Below are 15377 nucleotides of genomic sequence, written 5' to 3'. Positions count from 1 at the left end.
CCTCATGCTGAATGCAGTAGGCCAAGCACAACACATCCTCCTTCTCGGCGGCACCTCCGAGATCGGCCTCGGCATCGTCGAGGAATTCCTCGAGCGCGGCCCGGCCAAGGTCACCCTGGCGGCTCGTGCGGACTCCCCGCGCATCGCGGATGCCCGCGCGACTATCGAGTCCCGCGGTGGCGACGTCGAGGTCATCGATTTCGACGCGACTGACTTCGAGGGCCACGGGGACGTCGTCAACCGCGCCTTTGAGCGCGGCGATGTCGACGTCGCCATCATTGCCTTCGGCACCCTCGGTGACCAGGAGGAACTGTGGCAGGACCAGGCCAAGGCAGTTGCCTCGGCCCAGACTAACTTCACCGCACCGGTCTCCCTCGGTGTCCTACTCGGCCAGAAGTTCCAGCAGCAGGGCCACGGCACCATCGTGGCGATCTCCTCCGTCGCCGGCATGCGCGTGCGCCGCTCCAACTTTGTTTACGGCGCCTCCAAGGCCGGTGTGGACGGCTTCTTCATCAACCTCGGTGAAGCCCTGCGCGGCTCCGGCGCCAAGGTACTCGTGGTTCGCCCGGGCCAGGTGCGCACCAAGATGTCGGCGGAAGCCGGCGAAGCTCCCCTGACCGTCAACGTCTCCGACGTGGCTAAGGCCACCGTCAAGGCAGTGCTGGATGGCAAGCAGTCCATCTTCGTGCACCCGCTGTTTGAGTACGTGTCCTTGGGATTCAAGTTCATCCCGCAGGCGATCTTCCGGAAGCTGCCTTTCTAAAGTTCCGCTAAGTCCACGGCGTGTGGGAAACTACTTACATGACTGAGTCTCCCACCATGTCGTCTCCCACCATTGAATATGAGGCCGATCGCCTCTCACGTCGCGCCAGCCTCGTGGGTATCGCCGCCGCCGCTTTAGGTGGCGGCCTTGTTACGCTCATTGGCTTCTTCACCTTCAAAACGGTCTCCCTCCCGGCGTTCAGTACGTCGATGGTGACCCGTGCGTTGAGCACGGCGGGAACTGCGCTCACCGTTCTGTTGGTGGGCGCTCTGTGCGCGTGGTGGGTGATCGGCGCTTCGCCGCGCCCCCGTTGGCGGACGTGGCTCACCACCGCTGTGTGCTACATTTCGCCCGCACTGCTCACGCTGACCAGTATCGGCTTGCCCCTTTCGGCCTCCCGCCTGTGGCTCGACGGCGTCCAGGTCGACCAGGTATTCCGCACCCAGTTCCTCACCCGCGCCGCAGAGGCCAGCTCCTATGCGGACATGAATTACGAGGGCCTGCCTACCTTCTACCCGTTGGGCTGGTTCTGGATGGGCGGGCGGCTTGCGAACCTCCTTAACATGCCGGGCTGGGAGGTTTATCAACCGTGGAGCCTTATCTCCCTGGCCGTGGCCGGGTGCATCCTAGTTCCCCTGTGGCAAAGGCTCAGCGGTTCGCTGCCAGTCGCCACCGCCATTGCCTTAACCACCATGGCGGTGACCCTGACCATTGGCGCTGAGGAGCCCTATTCCGCCGTCATCGCCATGGGTGTCCCAGCGGTGGCCGTCCTGTGTTCGCACGCTTTCTACAGGGCTTCCTGGTTCTCCACTGCGGCAATCGCTATCTACCTGGGAGTCTCTGCCTGCTTCTACACGCTCTACACGGGCGCCGTTGCGCTCACCATCGTCAGCCTCATTGCACTGGTCACCGGCGTCGCTGAACGTACATGGGCACCCCTCGTGCACCTGGTCACCATCGCGGCCGGTTCCCTGGCCATCGCCGCGATTGCCTGGGGCCCTTACCTCTACGGGGTGCTGCACGCCGCCGCCCCGCTGGAGTCCACCGCGCAGCATTACCTGCCGGAAGAGGGCACCCAAATCCCCGCACCTTTCCTCTCTTTGTCCGTCATTGGCATCCTCAGCCTGATCGGCTTGATTTACCTCGTCATGCGCATCGACGAGCCCGAGATCCGCGCTCTGAGCACCGCTCTTGTCGGCACCTACCTGTGGACCTTGGCCTCCATGGTCATGACCCTCGCCGGCAGCACGCTGCTGGGCTTCCGCCTGGAGCTGATCGTCGTGGTGCTTTTCGCTACGGCCGGCATCCTCGCGCTGGCCGACGTCCGCCTCATGGGCCTGCCCACGCTCTACCCGGAAGGGTTCAGCGAAGCCACCAACAAGCGCGTGACCCTGGCCTTTGCCATCCTTATGGGGCTTGGCGGTGTTTACTATGCCCAGCAGATCCCGGCAACGAACGTGACCGCCTTGGACCACGCCTATACCGATACCGACGGCTACGGGGAGCGCGCGGACCGCTACACCAGCGATTCTTCCGCTAATTACGGCCAGATCCGTGAGTTCATCGATGCCCAGGGCTACGAGGCCAACGACACGGTTGTCCTGACCGATGAGAAGCTCTTCATGGCCTATAACCCCTATTACGGGTTCAACGCCTTCACCAGTAACTACGCCAACCCGCTGGGAGAATTCAGCACCCGTAACCTGCAAATCGAGGAGTGGGCTTCCAAATCCTGGGAACAGACTCCGGAAGAGTTTGCGAAGTCACTTGAGTCCGCACCGTGGCGCGGGCCGGACGTCCTCATCTTCCGCGGCGATCTAGAAGAGCCCGGCGATGGTTATAAGACGCACTTGGCTGAAGACATCTACCCCAACCAGCCCAACGTGCGCTACCGCGCGGTGTTCTTCAACCCGGAGGTCTTTGAGGAAGGCTGGAACACACAACAAATCGGCCCCTTCGTCGTGGCGGCGCGATCTTAAGAAGCCAAGGCGGTGACGTAGACTGATCGCCGTGTCAGATCGGAAAACCTCTTCATTACGTGCACCGCAGTCCCTGCGACTCACCGCCATCATCGCTGGATTCATTGGATTCCTGTGCTTCGTGGCGACGCCGCTGCTGCCGGTGAACCAGACCCAATCCTCCTTCGATTGGCCCCAGCAGGGCTCCCTGCAGTCCATCAACGCCCCGCTCATCTCGGTGGCGCCGGAAGAAATTGATGCAGAGATCCCCCTGGAAGCCGTCGACAAGCTGCGCGATGGCCAGGACCTGCTCTACGGCACCGTGCCCCCGGAGTCCAAGAAAGCCTCCAACCGCGGCATGTTTGTCCGCGCCGGCGAGGATGGTCTCTCGGTGACAAGCCTCGATGAGGTCATTTTCTCTCTCACGGCCGAGCAGGTGGCGAAGCTGCCAGAGGACGCCACCCTCAGCATCGCCTCCACGGAGGACGGGACCACCGTCTCCGTGGGCAAGCACAAGAAGACCACCGAGGAAGATCTGCGCCCGCAGGTCACCGGCGTCTACACCGAGATCGACGACACCCCGGAGAACCTCGCAGAGCTTGGCGACGACCTCCGCATCCACGTCGAAATCAACTCCCGGTTTACCTCCTCCCCGACACCGCTCAAGCTCATCGCCATGTGGCTGGGCCTGGCCATGGTGGTCATCAGCCTGGTCTGCCTGTGGCGGATTGACCGCCTCGATGGCAAACGCCTGGGCTTCATGCCCGAAACCTGGAAGCAGATCCGCCCGCTCGACGGCGTCGTGGCAGCTGTACTCGGCTGGTGGTATGTCTTCGGCGCCAATACCTCCGACGATGGCTTCATCCTCACCATGGGGCGCGTTTCCGATCACGCGACCTACATGGCGAACTACTACCGCTGGTACGGCGTCCCCGAGGCCCCGTTCGGCGCGCCGTACTACGACCTCGTGGCATGGCTGGCGCAATTCTCCAGCGCCTCCATCATCGTGCGCCTGCCCTCGCTCATCTCGGCGCTCATCATCTGGTTCGTTTTATCGCGCGAGATGCTCCCGCGCTTCGGTGCCCGCGTGAACGAGCGCCGCCTCGCGCACTGGACCGCCGCGTTCATGTTCCTGGCTTTCTGGCTGCCCTATAACAACGGCGTACGTCCAGAGCCCATCGTGGCCCTCGGTGTCATGCTGACGTGGGCTTCCTTCGAGCGCGCCATTTCCTCCCAGCGTCTCCTGCCGGCAGCGGTGGGCACCATCATCGCCACCATCACCCTGGCCGCTGGCCCCACCGGCCTGACCGCGGTGGGCATCTTCTTGGTCTGCCTGCCCGCACTGTTCCGCATCATGGGCACACGCGCCCCCGAAGTCACCTGGCCGGCACTCATTGCCCCGTTCCTTGCCTGCGGCACTGCGGTCATGGTTGCCGCCTTCGGGGACCAAACGTTGGCGTCAGTCATCGAATCCACTCGCGTGCGTTCCGCGGTCGGCCCGTCCCTGCCGTGGTACTCCGAGTTCGTGCGCTACTCCACGCTCTTCGAGCCCTCCGTGGATGGCTCCCTGACGCGCCGTTTCGCCATGTTCACCATGCTTTTCTGCTTGGCGCTCATCATCTACGCCTTCATCAAGAACCACCGCGTCGTCGGTGCGGAGGCAGATCCCACCAAGCGCCTGTTGGCCATCATGGCGCTCTCGGCCTTCTTCCTCATGTTCACGCCGACGAAGTGGACGCACCACTTCGGTATCTACGCCGGTATCGCCGGCGTCATCGCCGCGCTCGGCTCGGTGGTCCTTTCCCAGATTGCCATGCGCTCCCCGCGCGCCCGGACCTTCTCCATCGCCGCGGTGATTTTCCTCCTCGCCATCTCCCTGGGAGGCTGGAACGCGTGGTGGTACGTGTCCTCCTTCGGTATTCCATGGTGGGACCGCACGGTGCAGTTCAAGGCCATCGAGGCCAACACCGTGGTTCTCGCCATCGGCATGGTGGTCCTGGCGATTGGCCTCTACCAATCTCTCGTCCACAGCTACCGCAAGAACAAGGCTGAGGCCGACGGCACCCTCGCGGAATTCGAGGCAGCCAACGCCGCCAAGGTTTCTCGCTGGGCAGGCGCCATGTCCGCACCGATTGCGGTGGCCTGCATCCTCATCGTGGCCTTCTCCTGCGCCTCCTTTGCCAAGGGCTACGTGGCCCAGGCGGATTCTTATTCCGTGGGCAAGGGCAACCTGGCGTCCCTGCGCGGCGATGTCTGCTCGCTCGCGGATGCCACGTTGGTGGAAACCAACACCAACGATTCCTTCCTCACTCCGGTTACAGGCGAACTCAAAGACTCCCTGGTGGATCCGAAGGAAGACAATTTCGGTTTCGGCCCGAACATGATCAAGGAAGATATTGAGCCGGAGAACCTCAACTCGGCGTCGGTAGGCGCCATTGCCAACACCACCGGTGATGACTCGGCTGCGTCCAATGAACAGAAGGAACTCACCGAATCCGAGGAAAAGGCAACTGAGGTCACCGACTCTTCCGCCGGTGGCGTGCGCGGAACCCTGGGCGTCAACGGCTCCGAGATGCACCTGCCCTTCAACCTGGATTACACAAAGGTCCCGGTCATGGGCTCCTACGATGAGTCGCAGCGCTCCACCGCCACCATCACCACCCAGTGGTACAACTTGCCGGAACCGGGAGAAAACACCCCCATCCTCGCGGTCTCTGCTGCCGGCAAGATTTACCACCATGACGTCAACGGCGTGGAGCAGGAAGGCACCGAACTCACCTTGGAGTACGGCACCCTCAAGGACGGCAAGGTCACCAACAAGGGTGAGGCGGAGCTTTCCGACGTCGGTGCGACCCCCAAATGGCGCAACCTCCGCATTGCTTTGGACGAGCTCCCAGAGGAGGCCAACGTTGTGCGCCTCGTTGCGGTAGACGATTCCACCGATGAAGACGACTGGATGGCGTTTACCCCGCCGCGCGTGCCCGAGCTTGCCACCATCAACTCCCAGTTCGATTCCTCCACCCCGGCACTCCTTGACTGGTCCGTCGCCCTGCAGTTCCCCTGCCAGCGCACCTTCGACCACTACGCCGGTGTGACCGAGATTCCGGAGTTCCGCATTCTTCCCGACGCCGCCGCGCAAACCTCCCTCACGGACTTCCAGTCCTTCTCCGGTGGTGGCGCGCTGGCAACCGCGGAGGCAGTGAACTACTCCTATGAGATCCCGAGTTACCTCAACAACGATTGGGCGCGCGACTGGGGCGCTATTGAGAAGTATGAGCTGCGCACCAACTCCCAGGGTGAGGAACCGCTGAAGGCGGATATCGACCAGGAAATCATCCAGCGCTCTGGCTTGTGGAAGAACTCCGAGATGAAGATTCGCCCGGAGGGCGAGCAGTAGGGATTAAAGAAACTCGGCCGAATCTTTAATCCGCTGACGCGCCACGGCCGGAGTAGAGATCCGGTGCATTGACACGTACTCCGCGGTCTGTGCACCGGGAATCTCCACGCGCTCCGCAATCTCATCCTGCGTTGCGGTCTGGACCAAGATGTCAGAATAGGCCGCTGGCAGCGCCGCCTCGTCGAGGGCGTACTCACCGCGGATCTCCTCCGGGAGCTTGGCCAGCGCGCCGAAGTCTGGGAAGGTGAGGAGGAGGGCATCGGCAGGCACCAGCGCCGCGAGCGCGCCGCCGGAGGAATAGCCCCACACCGTCACGCGCTCGGCACCGTGTTCGCGGGCATAGTCAACGGCCGCCTGAACCGACTGAACCATCTCCGCCACGGTGTGCTCCGGCGCCAACGGATAATCGACATCAATGATGGTGGTTCCGGACAGCTGCGCCGCAGCAGCCACTTCGGGCCGCCACTGCATTTCCAGAGCCTTGCCGTCACCACGCCACCATCCACCGGAGTGCAACGACACCGCCCAGCGTCCATTCTGCTCTGAAGGAACAAAAATCGCTCCCACCTCAGAGTTCTCAACGCTCACGCCTTCCGTGAAGGCGGTGCCGGGCAGCGAGTGATCCACCGCGGAGCCCAGCACCATCATGGAGGCCTGCACGATGCGGTCCGGGAGCAGCGCACAGTAGCGGTCCGCATCCGGCGAACCTCCACCAGCCCACGGCGGGCGGAAGTCCGGCAGCGGGTAGTGCACCTCCATGTAGGAGGAAAGCTGCTCGAGCTGTTGTTCAGGGCTTAGCTGGTACTCACTCATGGCCCCAAGGGTACTACCAGATGATGACGCGCTCCTCCGGTGCAAGACCACCCTCGACATCAAAAGCCTCGTAGAACTCGTCAATGTTTTCCGCGATGATGTTGCAGCGGAACTCCGCCGGCGAGTGCGGGTCAATGGCCAGGTACTGCGTGGCCATCTCCGGACGAATGGCAGTGCGCCACACGCGCGCCCACGCCAGGAAGAAGCGCTGCAGACCCGTGTACTCGTGCTCTGCCAATTCCGGCTCAGCGCCCTCGGCCTCGAACGGTGCTACCTGACCGTTGATGTCCAGGCCCTTGTCGGCACAGTAGTTCTTGTAGGCCACCACGGCAATGCCCAATCCACCCAGGTCACCGATGTTCTCGCCCAGGGTGAAGCTGCCGTTGACGCCCGCGGAATCGGTGCCTTCCAGCACCTTCGGCACCTGGCCCTGGAACTGGTCCACCAGCTTCGCGGTCAGCTTCTCGAAGGCCGCGCGGTCCTCATCCGTCCACCAGGAGTTGAGGTTGCCCTGGCCGTCGTACTGCGAGCCCTGGTCATCAAATCCGTGGCCAATCTCGTGGCCAATCACCGCACCGATAGCGCCGAAGTTCTCCGCCGCGTCCGCCTCAGGGTTGTAGAACGGCGGGCGCAGAATCGCTGCCGGGAAGGTGATGTCATTGACCACTGGATTATAAAAAGCATTGACCGTCTGCGGGGTTGCGAACCATTCATCGCGGTCCGCCGGCTTGCCAATCTTGGCCAATTCATAATCGTGATTCCACGCATTACCCGCGCGCACATTGGCCACCAAGTCCGCACCCTTCGGCGAAAACTCCAGGTCAGAATAGTCGCGCCAGGTATCCGGATAGCCGATTTTAGCTTTGAACTGGGAGAGCTTCTCCAGCGCGCGCTCGCGGGTAGCCGGGGTCATCCACTCCAGCTGCGAAATCCTCTCACGATAAGCGGCGGTAAGGTACTCCACCAGCTCATCCATCTCGGACTTCGAGGAGGGCGGGAAGTGCTTGTCCACGAAGACCTTGCCAATCTCCTGTCCCACCATGTTTTCCGCTAAGCCCACGGCGCGCTTCCAGCGATCACGCTGCTCCGTGGCGCCAGAAAGCTTGGTGCCGTAGAACTCGAAGTTCTTCTTACCAATCTCCTCGGTGAGGTAGGGCGCGCGAGAGAGCAGAATGCGCCACGTCGCCCACAGCTGCCAATCCGCCATGCGGCCAGCAGTAAACAGGCCCTCGAGGTGCTCAAAATAAGACGGCATCATAGCCACCGCACGGTGCTCGGGCAGTCCCCCACCTTGCAGGATGGCGCGGGTGATGCTGGGCAGCTTGGCGACGTCCACCGGGTTATACGTCTTCACCGCATCACGCGAGGCCACGACATCCCAGTGGCCGGCCGCGATTTCCTTTTCAAGATTCACGATGCGCTTTGCGGCCGCATCCGCACCCAGCCCGAAGAGGCGGGCGGGGTCTAAGAATCCCAGCATCGCCGCAACGTGCTTCTCATAGTCAGCGAGCGTCTCCGCGTGGGCCTCCTCGCGGTAATAAGCCTCATCCGGCAGGCCCAAACCAGATTGAATAATGTAGGCCACCGCCTCCTCGGAGCCGGAGTCCTTTTCTACCCAGAAGGTGACCGGGGCGCCGACGCCCTCGCGCTCCAGCACACCCAAGTTATGAGCCAGCTCCTCCGGGTCTGCTGCCACCAACTTGTCCAAATCCTCGGAAAGCGGCGCCGTTCCCGCAGCATTAACTCCTTCAACGTCCATGTGGGAGGAATACACGATCCCTGGGCGGCCCGTGTCTTCCTTAACGATGTCGTGGACGAGCACCTCGGCTTCGTCGCGAAGCGCGTGAAAAGTGCCGTCGACACCGCGGTCATCGGGAATAACGTGAGACTCAATCCAAGGGCCATTAACAAACTGATACAGATCCTTCATGCACTTCACTCTATGTCAGATGCGCACGTTAGTGTGGTGTGCATGACTTCTTATCGTTTCCCGCCAGCGAGGATGACGGGACCGTTTTTCGCTGTGCTTGGGGCCACGCTCCTCGTGCTGGGCACGCCCGCCGTCCTCAGCTTGGCGCTACCGGAGCACGAGCCGGAAATAGAGCCGGTTGTCCTCGATGATCCGGAGTGGCGCCAGCCTATCGACGGCGTCGAGTGCAGCGTGAACTACGAATCCGTGGCCAACCAAGCCTGGGATTGCGGCGATACCTTGGTCGAGGCCTACCTCACCTCTGATGTCGACGATGATGAACTGGCCCTGCGCCGCGCGGTGCGCGCCACGACCTTCGGGTCGATGCCGAAAGAAGAAGTAGAAAACCACGACGGAATCCTCGTCCTGCGAACGTATACATATATCCCCGTCGTTGCCTTCAGCGTGGCCAAGGACAACCTCAACTATGAGCTCATCTTCTCAGAGGGCAACCCAGAGGAACTCGCCGATCAGTTTATGGAGGCCTTCAAGTGAGCAAGATTTTCCGCGTGACGCTGTGGGTCTTCATTGGCGTGTGCCTACCCGCAGCTCTGATCAATCTGCTGGGTTCCTTTATCGTTGCCCCGCTGCCGGGCCTGATAAGCCTGCTCATCGGGCTAGCCTTCACCGCACTAGGCCTATACCTGTGGCATCTCAGCCCAATGTGGGCGTCACCGGCCAAGGGCTGGGCCACAGCCAGCGTGTTGTGGGGAGCCGGCACCGCGGTGTCTTTGGCTCTCCTCTCCGCGCTTCCGTTCACCTCCCTCACCAAAGGAGTGGGCTGGGAGGAATCCATGATGTCCTGGTCCGGCGCTTATCCGGAGGAGTTCGCCAAGGCGCTGGGCGTGGTCTTTGTGTTGCTCAGCTTCCGCCAACTCAACCGACCCTGGCACGGCTTTCTCGTTGGCGCACTCATAGGTTGGGCTTTCGATGTCTTTGAAAACGTCCTCTACGCCTCTCTCGGTGCCGTGATGCACCCGACCTCTGATTGGATTGGCATGCTGCAGATGTGGGGGCTCCGCCTCGTGGCGGGACCAGGCCTGCACATGTCACTGACGGCCATTGCGGGCTTCGGCATCGGTTGGGCCATTTACGCTGCCCATAAAACCTGGTGGTGGCGTCTCGGCGTAGGTGTGGGCGCGCTCTTTGTTTCCTTCTGTCTCCACTTCGCGTGGAACTACATGTGGGATGAGACGTGGCAGTTGGTCACGCAGTATGTCGTCGTCGCACTCATCCTCTACCCCGCCGTCATCACTCTAGGGATTCGGGCCCACCGTCTGGCTAAGACGGACGATACCTACTCACACTCACCCGGCGCTACTAGCCTGCAGTGATTTAGTAGAGGTGCCCCTGTACTCACTCACAGCTATTTTCACAATGGCTACGCTAAGCTGGGGTTGCCCGCAAATCGTGGACACGTAGTGGAGCTACCTAGTGGTTAGGCAGCTATTTCTTTTCTGCTGTTGATTGCGCCGGCGTGGTTCTCGAAGTCGACGGGGCTGACCATTCCGAGTGCAGAGTGCCGGCGCCGACGGTTGTAGACGACTTCAATCCAGTAGGCAACAGCCTTGCGTGCAGCATCACGGCTCGCCCAGCGCTTACGGTCGTAGAATTCAGTCTTTAGCGTCGACCAGAACGACTCAGCCATCGCGTTATCGAAGCACACACCAGTACGCCCCACAGACTGAGCAATGCCCAGTCTGCTGCAGACCTCCCAGAGCTTCTCACTGGTAAATTGCGTTCCGCGGTCAGCGTGAAACACCAGCCCATCAGGAACATCACCGCGCAGTGTATGCGCCATCCGCAGGGCCCGTTCGACCAAACTTGTGTCTTGCACGCTATCCATAGCCCAGCCCAATACCCTGCGGGAATGACCATCGCGGACCGCGCACAAATACAGCCAGCCCTCACCGGTGCGAAGGTAGGTAATATCCGACATCCACACCCGGTTGAGCTCACCAGTATCAAACATGCGCTTGACCAGGTCAGGAAGACTCGACTTACGCTTGGCTTGGATTGTAGTCACCGGGACAAAGGCACGCGGTGAAATCCCTTCAATGCCCATCATGCGCATCCGCTTCGCCACAGTCTTACGGTTAAGCGAAATGCGGTAGCGCTCGGCGAGCTCTGCGGTGATCCGCGGAGCACCATAAACCTCATCAGAGTCTTTCCAAATCTGATGAATCTTACGGTCAACATCATCGTAAAATGCTGCCCGATCATCCTTTCCGGATAGTCGTTTCTGCTGCACATGGGCCCATTTGTAGTATCCAGACCGAGATACTTTTAATAGTCGTGCCATGCGCTTGATGCTGTAGTTCGCCTTCTCCTGCTGCATTAGTTCGAACTTTTCTGCTCGCGTTGCTTCGCGGCGAAGAAGGCTGTCGCTTTTGACAAAAACTCGTTATCCATCTTGGCTTCCGCCAACTCACGGCGCAGACGAGCATTCTCAGCACGAAGATCAGCCTCACTCATCCCATCCGAGGCTCCTCGGCGTTCACGCTCTAGTTTGACCCACCGGCCTAAAAGCCCGGCGGAAACACCAATCTCTTTAGCCACATGGGCAATCGGGCGCTCTGACTCGATTACCAGGTTCGCGGCTTCACGCCGGTACTCAGGCGTGTACTTCTTGCGCTGTTGACTCACAATGAACATCCTCTCTTACGGACACAAGATCCGTACAAATAGGGTGTCCACTAAACGAGGGTAACCTCAAAGCATGCCTGCGAAGAGCTCGGCACAGCCCGCTTTAGTTCCGCACACGCTCTATCGCGCGTCCTGTAGGGGCGTCGGCAAGCCTGGCACCTGTGGTGCAACCTCCACTGCACCGAGAACATCCGCACTGAGATCCTCCGTCGCCGCCGTGGGACTTTTCCAGGATCGAAGGTCAGTGCCTGGGCAGAAGGCGCGGTGACGGCCGCCAGGACAAGGCCAACAATAAAGGAGCAGGACTTAAACACTTGTATAGGTTGCCTCAAGTCACAGCTTTAACAGTCCTGATTGGAGATTTGACACCCTAACCCCCATCAGGGATCTCGAATGTTTGTTTTATCCGGCACTTAACCCACGCAGAGCGCAGAACATCAATTTTCCCATTTAACCCTTTAATCACAACTTCTATCCGCGGTATGGACTTTCCCAGATATACCGAATAAGCTCTTATTTCGAAAAGGGTTTCGAACGGTGGGGTTCGTCCCTTCGCAGTAACTCGACCAACAGTAGGGGGGTTGAAGTGTCTTCCACTTCAGACGTTGTTGTTTCCTATTTTTCTCATTCCAATCCGAACGACCCAGTATGTATGAGAGGCAAGGACATACGCCAAGCAGACTACGAGTTCTGGTCTAGTGTTCTTCCTGCCTTGGACGAAGATTCAGACACAGCGTGCATGCGCCTTGGGTTAAAGACCGGCAAAACGGCCGGAGCAGTTGCTCGCATAGTCATGGGGATTTACCGCCTTAGAGAACTCCCCCAGCTCAAAGCCCTGCAAGATACTTGTTATTTGCTGGACCTACCTGCCTTGATTGCCATCGACCAGGTCATGGCTAAGCTGGGCCAACCTTCCGCAGAGGTAGTGGCTTCCATTGATACTTCGTTGGCCCGTTGGTTTACTCCTACGAAGCCCAATCAGGCGTTTCCCACCACGTCACAGATTCGCCGCCGCATGCGTGATCTCGTCAAGGTTCATGATGACTCCATCGCGGTGGAAGATACACGCCCGAAGAACCGGTATTCCATACTCACCCGCGCCCAGCGCGCCACCATCGAACTAGAGGTTGACAGCAGTGTCGGGGTCATTATTCATGAGGCTATTAAGGCAGCGGCGGAAAAGCATGAGGTTTCTATGGCCGAGGCACTCATCCTCCTCATCACTGGAAAGGTGGAGCCAGAAGCTGCCCGAGTAGTACTCCACACCTATCAAGCTAATGACGTCGAGGATGCACCAGTATATGTAGAAGGTCATGGCTGGCAGGCCGGCAATATCCCCGCACGAGCGGTAACAAAAAGGGATTTGAGCACCAAGCCGGAGGCCTCCAAAAGTTACGGACCAAGCACGATGGTGCGCAAATACGTTGAAGGCCGCGATGGCACCTGTCGTGCAGCTGGCTGCGGAATGCCTGCGTGGCTATGCCAGTTGGACCACCGTATTAACTACACCGATGGTGGGCCAACGCACCCAGACAACATGGTCGCGTTATGCCAGCATCACCACAACATGAAGACCGACGGACGGGCCTTTTATATTCTGGACCCGGATACCGGCGATGTGGTCTGGCTTTTTGAGGATGGAACGTGGGCAATCACCGAACCTTCCGGGCCACTAGCCCCTAAAAATAAGCGTTGGGCGCGAAGTGTGGCACAAGATATTGAGGGCTTCCGCGCCCGGAAACACCGTGAAGCCCAAGAACTTAAAACTGAGCTAGACAAAGAACAACAAGAAGCCGTACACCACGCACACACAGAAAAGGCAGAGAACAAGGAATCTGAAGGCGGAGAGGAGATCCCCTTCTAAGAAAGGTCCGTCGTTTAAAACGACGGACAACATTGCCACTCGGATTATGCGAGATGTTGTAGATCCGCTGCATCCAGCCCACACTCTGAGAGGACCACGCGGTCGCCGCGATGCGGGACACCTTCTTCTTCCCAATGGACTTGGGCGGCTGAGGTATGGGCGCGGCCAGTGCTGTTGACCACCCGCCACCAGGGCAAGCCGGCGCTTTTCGACATCACCCAGCCCACATACCGCGCGCCGACCCCCACCACTTTGGCGATCTCTCCGTAGGTGGAGACGTTGCCAGGCGGAATGCGGAGAACGACCTCCGTAACCCTAGAGCTCGATGGGTTCTTCGGGGGCATCCTCAACCTCACACAAGGTGAGCGCGGCACCGGTGGAATCTTCGATCAGGCAGAGGCGGCCGAATGGGGAATCGTGGGGCTCACGAATGATCTTTCCGCCGTTATCCACCACAGCCTTCGCTGCCTGGTCAATGTCCCGCACGCCCAGGTAGGTTTGCCAAAAACTCGGCAGACCTTCCGCGTGCCAAAATCCTGCGAAGGCAGCACCTTCTTCTTCTGCGACTGCGTAGTGCTCATCACCACGGATTTCCCAGTCGAAGAGCTCACCATAAAAGTCCATCGCTGAGTGGAAATCCTCTGAAACCGTCAGCTCGTGCCACACCGGAGTACCAGGCTCACCACCAGCGACGAAGCGGTCGAGCTCCGGCTGCGTCAAACCAAACATGGCACCGGACTTGTCGAGTACGAGCGCCAGCGGGGCACCTAAAGCGAGGATTTTTCCGCCGAGTTGTTCAACCCGGGCGCAATCGGCTTCCAAGTCGCGGGAGAGGAAATAGGTAGCCCAGGTGTCCTGGCCCGGAACAATTTCTGCGATGGGAAGGCCCTGCAGCCGGGCAATGCCGTCTTCGAATTCCCAGCCAAGCACCGCCGAGTAAAACTTCTCGGAGGCTTTCACATCAGAGCTGGCCAGAGTAATCCAGTAGGGCATTCCTACTTCAGCTTCAAATGCAGGCATTAAAGGTTCCTCCACTTCTCCGGGTCGAAGTCATCATCGGCGGTGGCCTCATCAAAATAATCGTCGTCGTCTTCGACGACGCGGGCGCAGGTGTCGGAGACGCAGATGACGTCGCCAAGCGCGAGCGTTGCACCGCGCTGCTTAGTGACTTCCCCATTGACGGTGACCTGGCCCTGCTCGATGAGTTCTTTGGCTTCTCCCCCGGTGGCGACCAAGGAGGCCAGTTTGAGGAACTGGCCGAGCTTAATGGATTCTCCCCTAATTGAGACTTCTAGCATGTTGACCAGCATACCCAGCTCAAAGCGCAAGAATTCCCTCTGCCAGAATGATGACGCCAAGCAGGGCAAACACTATGCCACTAAAGATATCGACACTGGCGGAGTTCTTCGCCATCCACTTCGACACCGCACGAGTACACAGCGCAACGCCTACAAAAATAATGAGGCTTTCCACGATCAGAACGGAGCCCACCGTGGCATTGGCGCTTAAGCCCATGCCCGGATCGATGAAGTTGGCGAAGATAGCGCCGAAGAAGATGAGCACCTTGGGATTAGAAAGATCGCTGACGAGCCCCATGCGGTACGCCGTGCCGAGTCTGATGATGCCGTCCGGAGTGAACCCGCGCGGTTGGGGATTCATAGTTGCCGGTGCGCGGCGCTCTTTAATGCCGCTGCTTATTGCAGAAAATGCCATCCACAGCAGATAGCTACCGCCGGCAACCTGCAGCGCCACAAGGATTTCAGGATGGGCCGAAATCAGTGCGGTAAGCCCCGCCAGCGAAGCAACGGTCCAGATCATCAAGCCAGTTGTACTGCCTATTGCCGCCCACACCGCCGCGCGCGTGGAGCGTGCGCCCAAACGAATAATCTGCACCACGTCTGGTCCCGGCGAGGCCATCGCCGCGAACCATACACCCATCAAGGCCACTATGGCACTGAATGCCACCT

Annotated in this window: 13 protein-coding genes; 6 read left to right on the top strand and 7 right to left on the bottom strand. The window is 59.9% G+C overall.

Going from position 1 to position 15377, the window contains the following annotated elements; genetic code table 11:
• Positions 1-4 precede the first annotated feature (4 nt).
• The 3 genes from CAURI_RS00655 to CAURI_RS00645 are packed head-to-tail and all read left to right on the top strand — an operon-like array spanning position 5 to position 6118.
• Positions 5-763 (top strand): decaprenylphospho-beta-D-erythro-pentofuranosid-2-ulose 2-reductase, encoded by a 759-nt coding sequence (locus tag CAURI_RS00655; protein ID WP_010188308.1) that lies wholly within the window; start codon positions 5-7, stop codon positions 761-763.
• A 38-nt stretch (positions 764-801) separates the two neighbouring features.
• Positions 802-2742, top strand: coding sequence for a galactan 5-O-arabinofuranosyltransferase (locus CAURI_RS00650; RefSeq protein WP_010188306.1), 1941 nt, complete (start codon positions 802-804; stop codon positions 2740-2742).
• 31 nt (positions 2743-2773) lie between these two features.
• On the top strand, positions 2774-6118 hold the full coding sequence (locus CAURI_RS00645; protein ID WP_010188304.1) for an arabinosyltransferase domain-containing protein: 3345 nt from the start codon (positions 2774-2776) through the stop codon (positions 6116-6118).
• A 3-nt stretch (positions 6119-6121) separates the two neighbouring features.
• Here CAURI_RS00645 and CAURI_RS00640 read toward each other — a convergent pair whose 3' ends face one another.
• Positions 6122-6931, bottom strand: a complete 810-nt coding sequence (locus tag CAURI_RS00640) for an alpha/beta hydrolase (protein ID WP_010188302.1) — start codon at positions 6929-6931, stop codon at positions 6122-6124.
• A gap of 13 nt (positions 6932-6944) precedes the next feature.
• Complete coding sequence (locus CAURI_RS00635) at positions 6945-8861, bottom strand: M13 family metallopeptidase (RefSeq protein ID WP_010188300.1); 1917 nt, start codon at positions 8859-8861, stop codon at positions 6945-6947.
• A 42-nt stretch (positions 8862-8903) separates the two neighbouring features.
• Here CAURI_RS00635 and CAURI_RS00630 point away from each other — a divergent pair, with 42 nt between their 5' ends.
• Together CAURI_RS00630 and CAURI_RS00625 are read left to right on the top strand one after the other, a co-directional pair.
• On the top strand, positions 8904-9395 hold the full coding sequence (locus tag CAURI_RS00630) for a hypothetical protein (RefSeq protein WP_012714742.1): 492 nt from the start codon (positions 8904-8906) through the stop codon (positions 9393-9395).
• Entirely contained in the window at positions 9392-10234 is an 843-nt protein-coding gene (locus tag CAURI_RS00625) for a PrsW family intramembrane metalloprotease (RefSeq protein ID WP_010188296.1), read from the top strand. The genes CAURI_RS00630 and CAURI_RS00625 overlap by 4 nt, the downstream gene beginning before the upstream one ends.
• A 104-nt stretch (positions 10235-10338) precedes the next feature.
• Here CAURI_RS00625 and CAURI_RS00620 read toward each other — a convergent pair.
• Positions 10339-11555, bottom strand: a protein-coding gene (locus CAURI_RS00620) for an IS3 family transposase (RefSeq protein ID WP_157860598.1) whose coding sequence is annotated in 2 segments (ribosomal slippage) — positions 10339-11294 and positions 11294-11555 — 1218 coding nt in all. Because the reading frame shifts where the segments join, the coding sequence is not laid out codon by codon here.
• Between the two features lie 844 nt (positions 11556-12399).
• On the opposite strand from CAURI_RS00620, the gene CAURI_RS00610 reads away from it, so the two are divergent.
• Positions 12400-13410, top strand: coding sequence for an HNH endonuclease signature motif containing protein (locus tag CAURI_RS00610; protein ID WP_010188287.1), 1011 nt, complete (start codon positions 12400-12402; stop codon positions 13408-13410).
• 44 nt (positions 13411-13454) lie between these two features.
• On the opposite strand, the gene CAURI_RS13495 is transcribed toward CAURI_RS00610, so the two are convergent.
• From CAURI_RS13495 to CAURI_RS00595, 4 genes are read right to left on the bottom strand one after another with little or no spacing between them, the layout of a single operon-like run.
• Positions 13455-13754: an MGMT family protein gene (locus CAURI_RS13495; RefSeq protein ID WP_010188284.1), complete on the bottom strand. Its 300-nt coding sequence runs from the start codon at positions 13752-13754 to the stop codon at positions 13455-13457.
• Positions 13726-14430, bottom strand: coding sequence for a VOC family protein (locus CAURI_RS00605; protein ID WP_010188283.1), 705 nt, complete (start codon positions 14428-14430; stop codon positions 13726-13728). Before CAURI_RS00605 ends, CAURI_RS13495 begins: the two co-directional genes overlap by 29 nt.
• Complete coding sequence (locus tag CAURI_RS00600) at positions 14430-14708, bottom strand: RNA-binding S4 domain-containing protein (RefSeq protein WP_029158896.1); 279 nt, start codon at positions 14706-14708, stop codon at positions 14430-14432. Before CAURI_RS00600 ends, CAURI_RS00605 begins: the two co-directional genes overlap by 1 nt.
• Before the next feature lie 19 nt (positions 14709-14727).
• Positions 14728-15375, bottom strand: a complete 648-nt coding sequence (locus CAURI_RS00595) for a LysE family translocator (protein ID WP_012714740.1) — start codon at positions 15373-15375, stop codon at positions 14728-14730.
• Positions 15376-15377 lie beyond the last annotated feature (2 nt).

The sequence above is a fragment of the Corynebacterium aurimucosum ATCC 700975 genome (assembly GCF_000022905.1).
Lineage (GTDB): Bacteria > Actinomycetota > Actinomycetes > Mycobacteriales > Mycobacteriaceae > Corynebacterium > Corynebacterium aurimucosum_F.
Note: the sequence above shows the minus strand (reverse complement) of the source record. Positions and strands in the feature narration are given on the sequence as shown.

Coding starts and splice junctions, on each gene's coding strand:
- CAURI_RS00605 (WP_010188283.1), bottom strand. CDS start 14,430: ATGCCTGCATTTGAAGCTGAAGTAGGAATGCCCTACTGGATTACTCTG.
- CAURI_RS13495 (WP_010188284.1), bottom strand. CDS start 13,754: ATGCCCCCGAAGAACCCATCGAGCTCTAGGGTTACGGAGGTCGTTCTC.
- CAURI_RS00650 (WP_010188306.1), top strand. CDS start 802: ATGACTGAGTCTCCCACCATGTCGTCTCCCACCATTGAATATGAGGCC.
- CAURI_RS00635 (WP_010188300.1), bottom strand. CDS start 8,861: ATGAAGGATCTGTATCAGTTTGTTAATGGCCCTTGGATTGAGTCTCAC.
- CAURI_RS00655 (WP_010188308.1), top strand. CDS start 5: ATGCTGAATGCAGTAGGCCAAGCACAACACATCCTCCTTCTCGGCGGC.
- CAURI_RS00640 (WP_010188302.1), bottom strand. CDS start 6,931: ATGAGTGAGTACCAGCTAAGCCCTGAACAACAGCTCGAGCAGCTTTCC.
- CAURI_RS00630 (WP_012714742.1), top strand. CDS start 8,904: ATGACTTCTTATCGTTTCCCGCCAGCGAGGATGACGGGACCGTTTTTC.
- CAURI_RS00600 (WP_029158896.1), bottom strand. CDS start 14,708: ATGCTAGAAGTCTCAATTAGGGGAGAATCCATTAAGCTCGGCCAGTTC.